The sequence below is a fragment of the Salmonella sp. FC25216 genome, from assembly GCF_057751355.1.
In genome coordinates, this window is sequence record NZ_JBDGON010000021.1 from 1 (window position 1) to 15,285 (window position 15,285).

At 49.0% G+C, this 15,285-nt stretch carries 11 protein-coding genes and 3 pseudogenes; all 14 read right to left on the bottom strand.

Going from position 1 to position 15,285, the window contains the following annotated elements; genetic code table 11:
* A pseudogene (gene cpsG, locus AC3G3F_RS23630) lies at positions 1-348 on the bottom strand (colanic acid biosynthesis phosphomannomutase CpsG); the annotation flags it as partial.
* A 3-nt stretch (positions 349-351) separates the two neighbouring features.
* A complete protein-coding gene (locus AC3G3F_RS23635; RefSeq protein WP_488395906.1) occupies positions 352-1,800 on the bottom strand; it encodes a mannose-1-phosphate guanylyltransferase/mannose-6-phosphate isomerase in 1,449 nt (482 codons plus the stop codon).
* Complete coding sequence (locus AC3G3F_RS23640) at positions 1,793-2,293, bottom strand: GDP-mannose mannosyl hydrolase (RefSeq protein WP_151324327.1); 501 nt, start codon at positions 2,291-2,293, stop codon at positions 1,793-1,795. The genes AC3G3F_RS23635 and AC3G3F_RS23640 overlap by 8 nt, the downstream gene beginning before the upstream one ends.
* Before the next feature lie 2 nt (positions 2,294-2,295).
* Positions 2,296-3,209: pseudogene (locus AC3G3F_RS23645) on the bottom strand (GDP-L-fucose synthase family protein).
* 2 nt (positions 3,210-3,211) lie between these two features.
* The gene (gene gmd, locus AC3G3F_RS23650; protein WP_488395908.1) at positions 3,212-4,330 is read right to left on the bottom strand and encodes a GDP-mannose 4,6-dehydratase; all 1,119 of its coding nucleotides are present in this window, start codon (positions 4,328-4,330) and stop codon (positions 3,212-3,214) included.
* 21 nt (positions 4,331-4,351) lie between these two features.
* Positions 4,352-5,467, bottom strand: a complete 1,116-nt coding sequence (locus AC3G3F_RS23655) for a glycosyltransferase family 4 protein (protein WP_079796790.1) — start codon at positions 5,465-5,467, stop codon at positions 4,352-4,354.
* 395 nt (positions 5,468-5,862) lie between these two features.
* Complete coding sequence (gene galF / locus AC3G3F_RS23660) at positions 5,863-6,756, bottom strand: GalU regulator GalF (protein WP_023197050.1); 894 nt, start codon at positions 6,754-6,756, stop codon at positions 5,863-5,865.
* A 243-nt stretch (positions 6,757-6,999) separates the two neighbouring features.
* Positions 7,000-7,995, bottom strand: coding sequence for an N-acetyl-alpha-D-glucosaminyl-diphospho-ditrans,octacis-undecaprenol 4-epimerase (locus AC3G3F_RS23665; protein ID WP_488395910.1), 996 nt, complete (start codon positions 7,993-7,995; stop codon positions 7,000-7,002).
* Positions 7,996-8,146: 151 nt separating this feature from the next.
* Complete coding sequence (wcaM, locus tag AC3G3F_RS23670; protein WP_488395912.1) at positions 8,147-9,550, bottom strand: colanic acid biosynthesis protein WcaM; 1,404 nt, start codon at positions 9,548-9,550, stop codon at positions 8,147-8,149.
* 10 nt (positions 9,551-9,560) lie between these two features.
* Positions 9,561-10,781, bottom strand: a complete 1,221-nt coding sequence (gene wcaL, locus AC3G3F_RS23675) for a colanic acid biosynthesis glycosyltransferase WcaL (protein ID WP_088733860.1) — start codon at positions 10,779-10,781, stop codon at positions 9,561-9,563.
* Positions 10,778-12,058: a colanic acid biosynthesis pyruvyl transferase WcaK gene (gene wcaK, locus AC3G3F_RS23680; RefSeq protein WP_053510389.1), complete on the bottom strand. Its 1,281-nt coding sequence runs from the start codon at positions 12,056-12,058 to the stop codon at positions 10,778-10,780. Before wcaK ends, wcaL begins: the two co-directional genes overlap by 4 nt.
* A 21-nt stretch (positions 12,059-12,079) precedes the next feature.
* Positions 12,080-13,558, bottom strand: a complete 1,479-nt coding sequence (gene wzxC / locus AC3G3F_RS23685; RefSeq protein WP_053510391.1) for a colanic acid undecaprenyl disphosphate flippase WzxC — start codon at positions 13,556-13,558, stop codon at positions 12,080-12,082.
* 101 nt (positions 13,559-13,659) lie between these two features.
* Positions 13,660-15,054, bottom strand: coding sequence for an undecaprenyl-phosphate glucose phosphotransferase (gene wcaJ / locus AC3G3F_RS23690; protein ID WP_023247763.1), 1,395 nt, complete (start codon positions 15,052-15,054; stop codon positions 13,660-13,662).
* A 53-nt stretch (positions 15,055-15,107) separates the two neighbouring features.
* Positions 15,108-15,285 (bottom strand): annotated as a pseudogene (locus AC3G3F_RS23695) (phosphomannomutase CpsG); the annotation flags it as partial.

Sequence of the window (15,285 nt, forward strand, 5' to 3'; positions counted from 1 at the left end):
CGGGCGCGCGCCCTCGCGCACCAGCTTCATGCCGTTGTAGTCCATCGGGTTATGGCTGGCGGTCACTTCAATACCGCCGTCCACGCCAAGGTGGAACGTGGCGAAGTAAATTTCTTCGGTCCCGGACATCCCGATATCCAGCACGTCGACGCCCGCATCCTGTAACCCTTTCGCCAGCGCCAGCTTCAGGGACTCACTGGTCAGCCGCACGTCGCCGCCCAGCACGATGGTTTGCGGTTTTAAATATTCGCCGTAGGCGCGGCCAATCCGCCACGCGATATCTTCATTGAGCTCTTCGCCCAGCCTGCCGCGAATATCGTAGGCCTTGAAACAGGTTAATTTATCCATATATTAATTATCTTTTCTGTAACGTTCTTTCTGCCGAACGATATCATCTTCTCCTAAATAATCTCCTGAACTAACTTCGATGAGATTAAGAGGAATAACTCCTGGATTCTCCAGACTGTAAGTTGCACCCAGTGGGATATAAATCGATTCATTTGCGGTAATTAGTATCGTTTTATCATCCAGGGTAACTTTAGCTGTACCAGAAAGTACAATCCAGTGTTCTGAACGATGATGATGCATACGTAAAGAAAGCCCTTCTCCAGGTTTTACGATAATCTTCTTGACCTTATATCGCTCGCCCTGATCTATTGAGTCAAATTTACCCCAGGGGCGAAAAACCTCATGATGAGAAATATATTCTGTACGATCTCGCGCCTTTAGCATTTCAACGATTTTTTTTACATCCTGGACGTCAGATTTTTTAGAAACCAGTATGGCATCTTTTGTTTGTACAATAACAATATCCTCAACACCTACAGCAGCAACCAATGCTGACTCTGAGTATATATAATTATTTTTAGTGTTATATGTCAGGATATCACCTTTACAAACATCTCCCTCATCGGTTTTTTCGCTGATATCCCACAGAGACTGCCAGGAACCAACATCACTCCAACCGATATCAATTGGACAAAGAATGCAATGTTCCGTTTTTTCCATAACAGCAAAATCAATAGATTCTGCAGGACAATCTTTAAACAAAGCTTCAGGAATACGAATAAAATCAAGATCACGATATGAGGCAGAAACCACCTGTTCACAAACACTATAAATATCCGGTCTAAATTTTTTTAACTCATTCAGATAAATACTGGCCTTAAACATAAACATGCCACTATTCCAGAAATAGTTCCCTGTAGAGATATATTTTTCTGCTGTCAATCGATCCGGCTTTTCAACAAAATTTTTCACATGATAAAAACCTGTTTCAGTTGAATTTCCGTTTACCGAGAACAGTGCACCACGCTCTATATAACCATAACCAGTTTCTGCATACTCAGGTATGATACCAAATGTAACAATATTACCATTTTCGGCAATTGGCACTGCTTTCTTAATAGCGTTGCAAAAAACATTTTCTTTAGCGATAACATGATCAGCTGCAAGAACCAAAAGTAAAGGATCCTCCTGCTCATTACGTTTAAGCGCCGAAAATGCAGCAAGCGCAATCGCTGGAGCCGTATTTCTCCCACACGGCTCAAGAATAATGTTATCGTGAAGTTGATCTATTTGCCGTAACTGTTCCGCAACAATAAAACGGTGCTGCTCGTTTGTTATGACTAATGGATCTTTACATGCAAGTGCCGACAGCCGAAGCAGGGTTGTCTGTAATAAGGAATTCTCTCCAGAAAATTGTAAAAATTGTTTTGGGTAGAGTTCCCGAGATAGAGGCCAAAGACGGCTCCCCGTACCACCAGCCATTACTACAGCAATTAAGGGCACATCAGACATACTTGACGTCCTTTTTGTCTAAACCAATGACAGAATAGGGTGCTTTTTGAAAATAAGCCCTACTGTTATCATGAACATTGTCGCCTGCCAGAAGCTGTTCCGGCGTCAGCCAGCGGTAACCGCCATGCTGGTCGTCAGGCAGGTGTAAATCGCTCTCCGCCATGCGCAGACGAAAGCCGAGCACGATGTAGTGAGTTGAAAAATCCTCTCCGGAAAAGTTGTCGTCATAGAAGTGTTGCCACACGCCATAAAACGTCCCTGCCGCCAGCGGCAGACGCACGCCCAGTTCCGCCTGCGTCAGGCGTTCGAAGGCAGCCTCCAGCGTTTCGTCTTTGCACACCCGTCCCCCCGGCACAAACCAGTAGCCCTGCGCCGGACGGTTGAGACGCTGGCCCAGCAGGATTTTCCCCTGGTCGTTTTCCACGATGAAATCGAGGGCAATAAGGGGCGTGGTACGCACCACTGCGGCGAAATCTTCCTTGCGTAAAAACATTGTCACCCCCGGAACCGCTGCTGATTATCAAGGAACCACTGGTAAGTACCGGCAAGCCCTGCCTCCAGTGAAATTTCGTGATACCAGCCAAGCTGGTGCAGGCGCGTGACGTCGAGCAATTTACGCGGCGTGCCGTCCGGCTTCGCGGCGTCGAACACCACCCGGCCTTTGTAACCCACCACCTTCGCGATGGTCTGCGCCAGCTCGCGGATAGTGCAGTCCACACCGGTGCCGACGTTAATGTGTGACAGCATCGGGTCGGTGTTCTCCTGCCACACTTCGCGCGCCAGCTCCATCACGTGAATGCTGGTCGCCGCCATATCATCAACGTGCAGAAATTCGCGCATCGGCGTTCCGCTGCCCCACACCACCACCTCCGGCGCGTGGCTCTGCGCGGCCTCATGAAAGCGACGCAGCAGCGCCGGGATCACATGTGAATTGTCCGGATGGAAATTGTCATACGGGCCGTACAGGCTGGTCGGCATCACCGAACGGTAGTCGCGACCGTACTGGCGATTACACGATTCACACAACTTGATACCGGCAATTTTGGCGATCGCATACGGCTCGTTAGTGGGTCCAAGCCCCCCTTGCAGCAGCTCACTCTCCGCCATCGGTTGCATTGCCAACTGGGGATAAATGCAGGAAGAACCGAGGAACAGCAGCTTGTTCACGTTATTGCAATGTGCTGCATAAATTACATTGCTCTCAATCATCATGTTTTGATAAATAAAATCCGCCGGATAAACTTAGTCTATACGCGCCCGGCAAAAAATGCCTGTACCGCGCGCCCGTCAAGCAGATTCAACTCATCGCGGGTCCGCTGCTCCACGTCACCGCGCTACGCAAGCTGCCGTACAATGGCAAAACCCACCATCCCGCGATGGCCCGCCACAAAAATTCGTTGCTTGTTCATGGTTATTCCAAAGATAAATTTACATCGAATCCATGAGATTTCAGCAGTGAGTGTTTTTTCGCGGCCTCCAGATCGTTCGCCACCATCTCGGAGACCATCTCCGACAGGGTGATTTCCGGTTTCCAGCCCAGTTTCTCATGCGCTTTGGACGGGTCGCCCAGCAGGGTTTCCACTTCCGCCGGACGGAAATAACGCGGATCAACGGCCACAATCACATCGCCCGGTTTCACGCCCGGCGCATCGTGTCCGATAACGGATACCACGATCCCTTTCTCATCAATGCCTTCGCCTTCAAAGCGCAGTTTTATCCCCAGTTGCGCCGCCGCCAGCTCCACAAACTGGCGTACGGAATACTGCACGCCGGTGGCAATCACGAAATCTTCCGGTTGCTCCTGCTGTAACATCATCCACTGCATCCGCACGTAATCTTTCGCATGGCCCCAGTCGCGCAGCGAGTCCATGTTGCCGAGATACAGACAGGACTCCAGTCCCTGCGCGATATTGGCGATGGCGCGGGTGATCTTACGGGTGACGAAGGTTTCGCCGCGACGCGGAGATTCGTGGTTAAACAGAATGCCGTTACAGGCGTAAATACCGTAGGATTCACGGTAGTTGACAGTGATCCAGTAGGCGTACAGTTTCGCCACCGCATAGGGGGAACGCGGGTAGAACGGCGTGGTCTCTTTCTGCGGGATCTCCTGCACCAGACCGTACAGTTCAGAGGTGGAAGCCTGGTAGAAACGCGTTTTCTTTTCAAGACCGAGGAAGCGGATCGCCTCCAGCAGGCGCAGCGTGCCCATCGCATCCACATCGGCGGTATATTCCGGCGACTCAAACGACACCGCCACGTGGCTCATCGCGCCCAGGTTGTAAACCTCATCCGGCTGCACTTCCTGTAAAATGCGGGTCAGGTTGGAGGCGTCGGTCAGGTCGCCATAATGCAGATGAAATTTCGGGTTGCTGCTGTGCGGGTCCTGATAAATATGGTCCACGCGCTCGGTATTAAACGATGACGCGCGGCGCTTGATACCGTGTACCTCATACCCTTTTTCCAGCAGAAATTCTGCCAGGTAAGACCCATCCTGTCCGGTTACGCCAGTAATAAGTGCAATTTTATTCATAAGAAGCCTACTTTTATTAAATTAATTATGTGTATATATTGATTCCAAGATCTTAGTTCGTTTACATAAATCAAAATCATTGACTACTAAAGAATATGCTTCTTGAACAGCAGTCTGACGAATTTCATCATTTTCATAAAGAAATTTAATTTTATTAGCAAAATCGTCACTATCTTCGCTTTTAAATAAAAAACCAGATGTCTTACCTAAGAGATAGCGATTGGCGTCGATATCAGAACATAAAACAGGGATCTTTGCTGCCATTGCTTCTAAAATAGCCAAAGGCATTCCTTCCCATTTTGATGGCAAAACAAAAAGATCATATTTATATAAAATATCCTCTACCGAAACACACCACCCTAATAATTTAACTCTTTCAGCTATACCATATTCTATTATTTTATTTTGTACTTCTTCTTTTAAAGGCCCATCGCCTATAAAATCTATGGAAAAATCATTATTAAGTTTCTTTATTGCCTCGAGAACCAATAATGGGTTTTTTTGTTCACATAACCTTCCAACCATAACAAGTTTAAATTTATTTTTAGTTCTTTTTTTACTATTCATTGATGAACCATTTGTAACCAACTTATCAAACCTACTAATATCTATAGCATTATTCAATAATATTAATTTCGTTTTTGCATTTGCACAAAAATATTTCCTTGCAATTGTTTCATCATTTTTATTCATAACAATGATAACAGATGTGCATAGCGAAGCTATATATTCCATAAGAAAATATATAGCTTTAAAAATTTTATTTTTTGTAGATGGGAAAGCGAAACCATGAACCGTGTGAACTATTTTTTTTGTTCCGGCTAGTTTTGCTGCAAGTCGTCCTAAAAAACCAGTTTTCGATGAGTGGGTATGGATAATATCATATTTTTCCTTTTTAATTAGTCTATATAATTCAATAAAGGATTTAAGATCTTTATAAAAAGAAATTTTCCGTACTAGAGTTCTTATAACAAAAGTTTGTACACCCACTTCATTAGCCTGAGCTGTAAAATTGCCAGCCTTAGAACAAACCATAGATTGCTGGAATTGTTTACTAAGTGTTTTCATTTCATCCAAAGATACACGCTGAGCACCACTAATTTCACTGCTAAGATGTATGTGCAAAATTTTAATCATATATTACAACATCCTGAAAAATATAAATTCGACATAATATCAACGCATAAAAATTTATTAAAAGAAATACAAATTAATTTTTCTATAATTAGTACGCTACCGCCCCTGGCTCATCAGCTACCAGTGCACTGCGTACATATCGATTTGTCACAACCCTCGCCACTCCAGGCAAAGCTCACTAAAACTTAAACGCTAATTGTCTTATTAATTGCCTTTGGAAACAAGGATAAATCTTATAAAATCAGCATTAAAATGCTCCAGATAACCCCTTGTTACTAAAGCCCTTTATCCAAAACTAAAACGGCAGTCAACACTCTTTTCAGCAATCATGCTGCTTAGAATGTTCACCGCCGTTATTATTTTTATAATCAACCATTTATCACAGTTGTTAATACTTATTCATGCAATAGCTGCTCTATGCTCTTACGGAACTTCGCCCCTTCTTTCAGGTTACGCAGCCCGTATTTCACAAATGCCTGCATGTAGCCCATTTTTTTACCGCAGTCATAGCTGTCGCCCGTCATCAGCATTGCGTCAACCGACTGTTTTTTCGCCAGCTCAGCAATGGCATCCGTGAGCTGGATGCGGCCCCAGGCGCCCGGTTCGGTTCTTTCCAATTCCGCCCAGATGTCGGCTGAAAGCACATAACGGCCTACTGCCATCAAATCGGAGTCCAGCGTCTGCGGCTGGTCCGGTTTTTCGATAAATTCCACAATCCGGCTGACTTTGCCTTCATTATCCAGAGGTTCTTTCGTCTGGATAACGGAATACTCCGATAAATCACCTTTCATGCGCTTCGCCAGCACCTGGCTACGACCCGTATCATTGAAACGCGCCACCATCGCCGCAAGGTTATAGCGCAGCGGATCGGCGGTAGCATCATCAATAATAATATCCGGAAGTACTACGATGAAAGGATTATCACCCACCACCGGACGCGCGCACAGAATAGAGTGCCCTAGCCCTAATGGCTGCGCTTGACGAACATTCATAATGGTTACGCCCGGAGGACAGATAGATTGCACTTCCGCCAGAAGCTGGCGCTTAACGCGCTGTTCAAGAAGTGATTCAAGTTCATAAGAGGTGTCGAAGTGGTTCTCAACAGCATTTTTAGACGCGTGAGTCACCAGCACGATTTCTTTGATCCCTGCAGCCACAATCTCATCGACAATATACTGAATCATCGGTTTGTCGACGATCGGTAGCATCTCTTTTGGGATTGCCTTGGTGGCAGGCAACATGTGCATACCCAAACCAGCTACCGGTATAACTGCTTTCAAATTAGTCATTATCTCTCCTACCTCTAATTGGCTGATAAAGTATAGACTCTCGCCACGCGTTAGCCACTTTATATAAATCTAACTTCAACCTACTGTAATAACAGCAGTTATGTTGCGGAAAAGCCTTTACTAACACTACACTTCATCAGCACTGCGGGTATTCAGATTACTCGGAATTGAGTGCATTGATATACCCAAGCATGGCACCCGATACTTCATTGGCAAATAGAGCATCATTACAACGCCAGGGCATTACTCTGAAACAAATGTAATGTCATCTTTCTTCGCATGAACAAACTCATATTGCAGCGTACGATCCAGCCCCTGAGATAAGGTATATGGCGCAGTAAAACCGGAAGAATGCACTTTCGTCGCATCAAACTGTGTTGTCGCGCAGAATTTTTTAACACGAACCGAACTTACAGCGTACTTCTTGCCCGTGACTTTGCTCAGTATATCGAAACAGTAGCCCCCCAGCATGCCTAGTGGATAGGGAAGGTGCATCGATGGGATTTTTTTCCCCAGACTCTGTTCTACCTCGGCAACCAGTTGATTCATATTCAGATCAGGTTTATCAACATAGTTATAAACTTCATAGCCCGCTGTAACGTTCTTGAGTTTGAATTTGATGAACTCAACAATATTTCCAACATAAGCCATTGATTTATAGTTTTTTCCTGGACCAACCATCGCAAATTTACCACCAGCGATCTGTTTCAAGAGATTGTATACATTACCGCGGTTACGCTCCCCGAAAATAACGGTAGGACGAATTATGGTCAAAGAACGCTCATTCGGCGCTTTAGCATGCCACTCACGCAGAACTTCTTCTGCTTGCCATTTACTTTTTCCGTAATGATTAAAGGGATCGTGAGGGTGTGTTTCGTCAGGATTTTTCTTGTTGAGCCCATAAACTGCAACGGAACTGGTAAAAATGATATTTTTTACACCATTTTTTTCCATCGCCGCCAGTACATTACGAGTTCCCTGGACGTTGACATCATAATAAAGCGAGGTAGGACTGACATCATCACGATGCTCCGCAGCCAATAGTACTACGGTGTCAAAACCCACCAACGTCTGGTCAAGGATTTGTTGGTCACGAACATCGCCAATGTGTGTAATCTCTGGGTAGAAATGGCTTTGCTGTTTATCCAGGTTCTTGATATTAAAATCATCCACTGCCGTTTCAAGGAGTCGGGTTCCTACGAATCCGGAAGCACCAATGAGCAAAACGTTATCGTTCATAAATCACTTAGTCTGGTTGAAATACAAGAAAACGAGATAAAGATGAGTATCTTCCCTGAGTAGTCAACGCTGCTCAGTCCCAGCTTTAACGGTATCGGGTGATTATAATCTTTTGATTGATGATATCCAGTAAGATTATGGTGCCTGGATTTTACCTTCCCCGCTTCGGCAGCAGAAAATTCACTGCTTCAACATTCACGGTTTGGTGATTAATCCTGTCGATGTCCACGGAACTCTGCCCGTTTTCATTGATGGCATGAACATTAGCGAGGGAAAGCAGCGTGTCCTGGCGGGCCATAAATTGCCCGCGGACATCTTTACGCAAATCGAAGTGTATTTTTAACGCCGGGCCAATCGCTGAGGTTTGCATCACGTTGATATTACGCAGAAACAGGTGCTGCGGTTGATTATGCAGTTCCAGCGTAGCACGCGTCATCCGTACGTTGGTGATGGCGACAAAAGAGGGGGAATTACCGGAGGAGATTTGAATGCCGCGTAATTTATAAGCAACCTGACGATTATCCAACCGAATGGTGTTTAATTTAAAGTTTTGCGGAATTGACAGGTATTTTCCTTTAACGACGCCATAGCCGATGAGCATCCCGGCACTATTCGTCATATCAATATTATCAATAATGAAATTATCACAGCCATAAATTGCGATCGTTGCGTTATCGATCCCCGCATTTTTACTGAAATCGGGCGTGATATTTTTGGCTTTTACGTTGCGAATGACAAAATGTTTGCCATTTTCTACGTGCACCAGTTGTCGGCAATCAGATCCGGTAATATTGGCCACCACAAAGTTTTTTACCGCCTGGTCTTCAGGATAACTATTGTCATAGGTGCTGCCCGCCAGTCCGATGCCGATCCCCCAGTTGATTTTGCCATTGGTACAATCAATGCGTTCGATGATGTGATCGGAAATCAGGATGTTGCGGTCGTTAATCGCGACATTCCACTCAATGGCGTCTCCCTGTAAATCGCTAAAACGGCTATGCGTAATCCGCGCTCCGTCCATTTGGTTATGAAATCCCTGGCGAAGAATGGCGTAGTTGGCGTGGGTAACGGTGATGTCATCGATAATCAGATTACGCATCACCTGCGGTTCCTTACCGCCAATGAAAATTTGCGCGACGGGACCAAAGCCGCTCATCGTCACGCCTTTAATCACACAGTCCGACCCGCGAATATCCAGCGTCACATTGTGCAGACTGCCGCCCTGCTCTCCCACCACCTGACACCCGTCCTGCAAAATAAACCGTCCCCGGCCATTCCCACGCACAGCGCCCTGTACCCGCAGCGTTTTTCCCGCCGGAATCGTTATCGCCGCATTGATATTTTCACACACCCATCCTGGCGGCACGACCACGGTCTGTCCGTCGGCGAAGGCCTGTTTGAACGAGGCGATACCATCCACCGCCGGATAATCCTTAATATCGACGGTCTGGCGAGGTTCACGCGCCTGTACCGGCAAGGCGCGCAGAAAAGGAATAACAGCAAGCGCGGAACCTGCCGTCAGGAGGGTACGTCGGGAGAATTTATTCGCGGGCATACAACCTCGTTTACATCGTTTGTAGCAGGCTGGCTAACTGGCGATTAATCACCTGCTGGTTAAAATCTTGCGCCACTTTTTCACGGGCGCGCGTGATCACCGGCTCCAGCGTGTCGTGGTCAATCCGGCTGAACTCAGCGAGGCGGGCCGCCAGCGCCTGCGCATCGTTTTCCGGCACCAGCCAGCCGGATTTGCCGGCCTCCACCAGTTCCGGAATGCCGCTATGCACAGTAGACACCACGGGAATCCCCACCGCCATCGCCTCCATCAGCGCCACCGGAATACCTTCCATATCGCCATCCGTACCGGTAATCGACGGCAGCAAAAAAACGTCGGCGTCATCCAGCATCGCCTTCACTTCATGGCTCGGTTTAAAACCCGGCATCTCAATGACATCCTCTAACTGGTACTGCTCGATGAGCGTGCGCAGCCGACGTTCCCACGGGCCAATCCCCAGAATGCGGTAGCGAAACACCACGCCCTGCGCTTTCAGTTGCCGACAGGCTTCAATCGCCACATGCAGGCCTTTTTTCTCGGTCAGGCGCGCGACGGAGATAATCTCCAGCGGCATCCCTGGCGCTTTCACCGGACGATGGGTAAAACGCGTCATGTCGACGCCCATGCGCGAAACGGCAATCTTCTCCGGCGGGCAGCCCATACTTTTCAGGCGACCGGCCCACAGATCGCTGATGGGCAGCATCAGATCGCCACGACGAAACAACTGCTGATACTCCGGCGTGTAATGGCTGAGCACCTCGCGGCTGGAAATATCAATCCCGTGGAAAATAGTCGCGATCTTGCCGCGAAGTACGCCCAGTTCGCGTAGTTTGGCCGCCGTCACGCCCGCCGGACCAAAGTGAGCGATGAACACATCCGCCACCAAAGGCTGGTCCGCCTGCGCGCAAATCGCAGAAAGGATCAAATTGCGTGATTCATCGCCATAGCGGGTAAAATTGAGCGCTTTCCAGGTCGCCGCCCGATGCAGCCCCGGCAGCGTTTTACATGCCCGGTAGCGCAGTTTCGCCAGCCGTCCCTGGGGCTCATCCTGTAACCAGCGGGTTTTCGCCGCCAGACCATACTTCTCCCAGGCGGCGTGAGTATGTTGGGTATCGCCTTTTTGTAACGCGACAATCTTCACCTCATGCCCCATATCAATAAACGCAGTAATCTGATTCAGCACAAAGGTTTCCGATGAGAGTGGAAATTTCAGCAGAAAAAAGCTGACTTTCATTGCTCCTCCCGAATTCTGTCGAGAACGGATTTGATCATCGTGAATCCTTTCGCCCGCTCCTCGGTGACGGCGTTAGCCACTTTTGCCTTTAGCGCAGGCAATTGATTGAGCGTATCGGCCACTACGCTTTGTAATGAACCGTTCAGCAAGTGACGGATATCGATAGCCAATTCCGCCAGGCCTAGCTGCTGCATAATGCCGGCGGATTTATGTTCATAATTAATGGCGATAGCGGGCGTGCCAAAATTCATGGAGATAATGGCGGAATGCAGGCGCGTCCCGATGGTAAGTACGCAGGATGCGAGGACCTTTCCGATTTCCACGTCATTGAGTTCGTCCATCGCGATATGGAAATGCTCTGAGCCGTTCACATACTTCGCCATCCGCAACGCAACCATCCGGTCATCGCGGTTATAGCGATCGATACTGGTGCAGGTCGACAGCACCAGTACCTGATAACCGTCCACAATCAGGCGATTCACGACCTGGGCAAATGCCTGCTCATAGGCCTGCTGAGTGGTTCCCAGGCGTTTATCAAACGGTTCCAGATCGCGCAACGTAATCGCGACGGTTTTGCGGCGCGCGGTGACGTCCAGCCAGTGCTGCACGGCATAACTGGCGACAAACTCGTCGTGACGGCGTTCGACTAACCAGGCGGTATCCACCCCCTGCTCCACTTTTCGGGTATCGATCTGCGCGGCGGTCATCAGATCGCGGCTGACGGTTTCACGCAGGATCAGCGCACTGGTGCGCCCAAAAACATAATTGGCGAGCTGGTTAAAGTCGGGGTTCTGGAAAGGGCCGACGCTATGCCCCACCATATAAATCGGTTTGTTCGCCATAAACGCGCACAGCGGATATTCAAAGTGAGTCAAACCGTATAAGTCGACATAGTTTGAACCGCCCACCTGAATAACGGCGTCATACTGCGCAATAAATTGCGCGAATTCGGCAAATTCCGGCGCGATAGCAAAATTACGCAGCGATCCTTCCTGGGCGACTTTAGACAATAAAATTTTGTGCTGAAAACGACGGCGTAATACTTTTTTCACCCGACCATTAAGTCCAGCCGCCGCCTGCTGTTTCTGGCTTAATTGATACAGCGGGTCGGCAATAATCGGACGCCCCTGCAACCAGGCGGAACTCACCGGGAAACGGCTCATCACATCCATCTCCGCCTCTGGCGCCTGTTGACGGATGGCATCAAGCAAACCGCGCATAATGGCGCTATCACCACGGTTGCCGCATGTGTGGTTGCCTAAAACTAATAATTTCATAAATAGCCTCTTATATCCCCGTCATCCGACACGTAATAACTTTTTCATTTTTGCACTGCCAAAAAGCTGTTTTTTAATTTCCATCACCAGCGCATTGCGTGAAAAAATAATCATTAAAATAAAACTCAAAATACCGATCATAACCTGTAGCGCGAATACCCCTGACAGCGGTAAATAACCGTCGACCAGCTTTCCTGCGCCGTAGCTGGTAATAAATGTTGGCAAGGAGAGATAAAACGGCAGCCACAGGCTGAGAATATACTGACGATAGCTGGAACCGAGTACCGGCTTAATCATCACGAAGTAGCTCAGAATGGTGTTGATGATTTGCACCACCAGGAACCCCAGCGTCACGCCAATCGCCCCCGCCAGATGGCCGCCAATAAGAATCGCCGGGATAAACAGAAACGTTTTAAAGACGTTGAACTTAAAGCTGATATCCACGCGCGCTTTCGCCATCAGCAGCGAACCAATCGGGTTGCCAACCGAGCGCAGCAGCCCCACCACGCACAGCAGTTGCAGGATCGGGATAATGCTGCGCCACTTCTCGCCAAACACCAGCGGCACAAAATTATTGGCGACCACCATCAGGCCCAGCAGCGCGGGAAAATTGATAATTCCCACCACGGAAAGCAGCTTGTAGAAGTTGACGCGCAGCTTTTCGGTATCGTCCTGGATTTTGGCGAATGCCGGAAACAGCACGCGGGTAATGATCGGGTTAAGCTTCATCGGCGGCACAACCGCCACGTTGTACGCGAGGTTATATCCCCCGGCAACGCCTGCGCCGAGAATTCGTGCCAGCACCAGCGTCGATAAATTCGTGTTGATGTAATTGACGATACTGTCCGCCGTCAGCCACGCGCCAAAACGCAGGTTCGTGGACACCGATACCAGCGAAAAATGCAGCCCCGGACGGTAAATCTTGCGGCCAAAGTAACCGAACAGCAGCGTTCGCACCGCGCTGTTCACCAGATAGCCGAGAATCGCGGTTAACGCCAGCGGCCAGTAATGGGCGCTAATCACCGTAAAGGTGAATCCCGCCAGCACGGAGGTCGTTTCGATCATGCCGATCTTATTGAACTCCAGCTCTTTTTGCATCAGCGCGCGGAACTGCTGCCCGTGGGGGATCACGATAAACGCCAGCGACAACGTTTTGATTAACGGCGCAAGATCCGGGTTATGCAAAACATGGGCAATCGCATCACTCAGCCAAAAAACCACCGCAAATACCACAATCCCAAGCCCAACGTTTAGCCAGTAGAGCGTGGTCAGCTCCAGATGCCCAATCGTTTTACGCTGGATAATCGAGTTCGCGATACCAAAGTCTGAGATCGTGTCGGCCAGCGCGATAATCACCAGCGAGACGGTCAACAGGCCAAACTGGTGGTTATCAATGATCCGCGCCAGCACCGTCATCTGAATCAACCCCAGACCGATAATCACTATCGTGGCGATAGCCGACCATTTCGCGCCGCTGATCGTTTTTTGTCGTAAGTTCATTCTTTTCTCCAGAACCTGTTCACAAGGCGTCATTGGCGCAGCCAGATTGCGCACTGCCCAGGTGCAATATGGCAAGTAAAATAGCCTGATGGGTCAGGTTCTTAATACGCTGCTTTATTCACAAACCCTTTGAAAATAGTCAGAAACACGATTTTGATATCGAACCAGATACTCCATTCGCGGATGTATTCCAGGTCGAATTCCACGCGTTTTTCCATTTTCTCCAGCGTATCGGTCTCACCGCGCCAGCCATTAATTTGCGCCCAGCCGGTGATGCCCGGCTTCATCTTGTGACGCAACATGTAACCTTCAATCAACTGACGATACTGTTCGTTATGCGCCACCGCGTGAGGGCGTGGACCGACGATGGACATCCCGCCAGTTAATACGTTGATAAACTGCGGCAATTCATCCAGCGAGGTACGACGCAAAAAGTTACCTACCCGGGTGACGCGCGGATCGTTTTGCGTCGCCTGGGTAACGACCTTATCGTTCTCCATCACCTTCATTGAGCGGAACTTCCAGACCTTGATCGGCTTGCCGTCCATCCCGTAGCGCGTCTGACGGAAAATCACCGGTCCGGGCGAGCTCAGTTTGACCGCCAGCGCAATGCAGCACAGTACAGGTGAAATGAGCAGCAGAATCAGCGACGCCAGCACGATATCCTCTGCCCGTTTAAGCAGACGGTTAATCCCTGACAGCGGCGTGTCATACAGCGGAACGACCGGAACGCCGCTCATCTCCTCCACGCGCGAGTGAAGAATAGTAAAGGTGAACACATCGGGAATAAGGATCACCGAGCAGGTGGTGTCGGCCAGCTCGCGCACCAGTTTTTTCACCATGGCGCCGTCGCTCATCGACATAGCGATATAAACATTGTGAATCTGCGAGCCTTTCGCATCGTCAATTAACTGCTCGAAGTTTCCAGCCCAATCAGCAGAGACGCCACCCGGTTTGGGATCGTGATAGACGCCCACCACCTCAAAGCCCAGCCACGGCTCATTACGGAAGCTATCCAGCAGCGCCTGACCCGCAGGCAAATCTCCGGCGACGGCGACCCGGCGAGTGTTATAACCACGATTGCGTAGCCAACCCGCGCCGAAACGGATAAATGAACGGCATAACACTAAGCCCAGACTGGACAGCGCATACCAGGCCAGCCAGGTGACGAGGCGGTTGTCGAAGTCGTTATTAAACGCCAGCAGACCGGCGCTGAAGATCAGGCTCAGCGTCCAGTTTTGCAGTAACAGCGTTAACTCTGTCGATATTTTGACGCCGCGCCAGGAGCGATAAAAATCAGTCATCCCGCCCAGCATTTGAAAAACAACCAGCGTAATCAGCGCCACCAACAGGTGCATGTACAGGAATGGCAGTCCACTGACTTCACAGATGAACCACAGCCCGCCAAACATAATGGTGATATCTGAAAAGCGTTGCACCATAGAGATTAACGATGCATTGGTTTTGGCTCGTTCACGCTTTTTTAGATTTGTCATCGTTGTTCCTGTGATTGGCCCCTTACCCGCAGGCAGTAAGGGGAGATCTGACGTTACTGATTCAGCAGCGCCAGCAGAGTCCGTGTTCGCGCTTCCATCAGCGGTATATCGCCGCGTGATTCCACATTCAGGCGCACCACCGGTTCGGTGTTCGACGAGCGCAGGTTGAAACGCCAGTCGGCAAACGACATACTGATGCCGTCAGTACGATCCACCGCCTGCGCCTCATCC

Bases quoted from the DNA above. Each gene is read 5' to 3' on its own strand.
- wcaK (WP_053510389.1), bottom strand. From the start codon at position 12,058: ATGAAATTATTAGTTTTAGGCAACCACACATGCGGCAACCGTGGTGAT.
- galF (WP_023197050.1), bottom strand. From the start codon at position 6,756: ATGACTAATTTGAAAGCAGTTATACCGGTAGCTGGTTTGGGTATGCAC.
- AC3G3F_RS23635 (WP_488395906.1), bottom strand. From the start codon at position 1,800: ATGTCTGATGTGCCCTTAATTGCTGTAGTAATGGCTGGTGGTACGGGG.
- wcaM (WP_488395912.1), bottom strand. From the start codon at position 9,550: ATGCCCGCGAATAAATTCTCCCGACGTACCCTCCTGACGGCAGGTTCC.
- wzxC (WP_053510391.1), bottom strand. From the start codon at position 13,558: ATGAACTTACGACAAAAAACGATCAGCGGCGCGAAATGGTCGGCTATC.
- AC3G3F_RS23665 (WP_488395910.1), bottom strand. From the start codon at position 7,995: ATGAACGATAACGTTTTGCTCATTGGTGCTTCCGGATTCGTAGGAACC.
- wcaJ (WP_023247763.1), bottom strand. From the start codon at position 15,054: ATGACAAATCTAAAAAAGCGTGAACGAGCCAAAACCAATGCATCGTTA.
- wcaL (WP_088733860.1), bottom strand. From the start codon at position 10,781: ATGAAAGTCAGCTTTTTTCTGCTGAAATTTCCACTCTCATCGGAAACC.
- gmd (WP_488395908.1), bottom strand. From the start codon at position 4,330: ATGAATAAAATTGCACTTATTACTGGCGTAACCGGACAGGATGGGTCT.
- AC3G3F_RS23640 (WP_151324327.1), bottom strand. From the start codon at position 2,293: ATGTTTTTACGCAAGGAAGATTTCGCCGCAGTGGTGCGTACCACGCCC.
- AC3G3F_RS23655 (WP_079796790.1), bottom strand. From the start codon at position 5,467: ATGATTAAAATTTTGCACATACATCTTAGCAGTGAAATTAGTGGTGCT.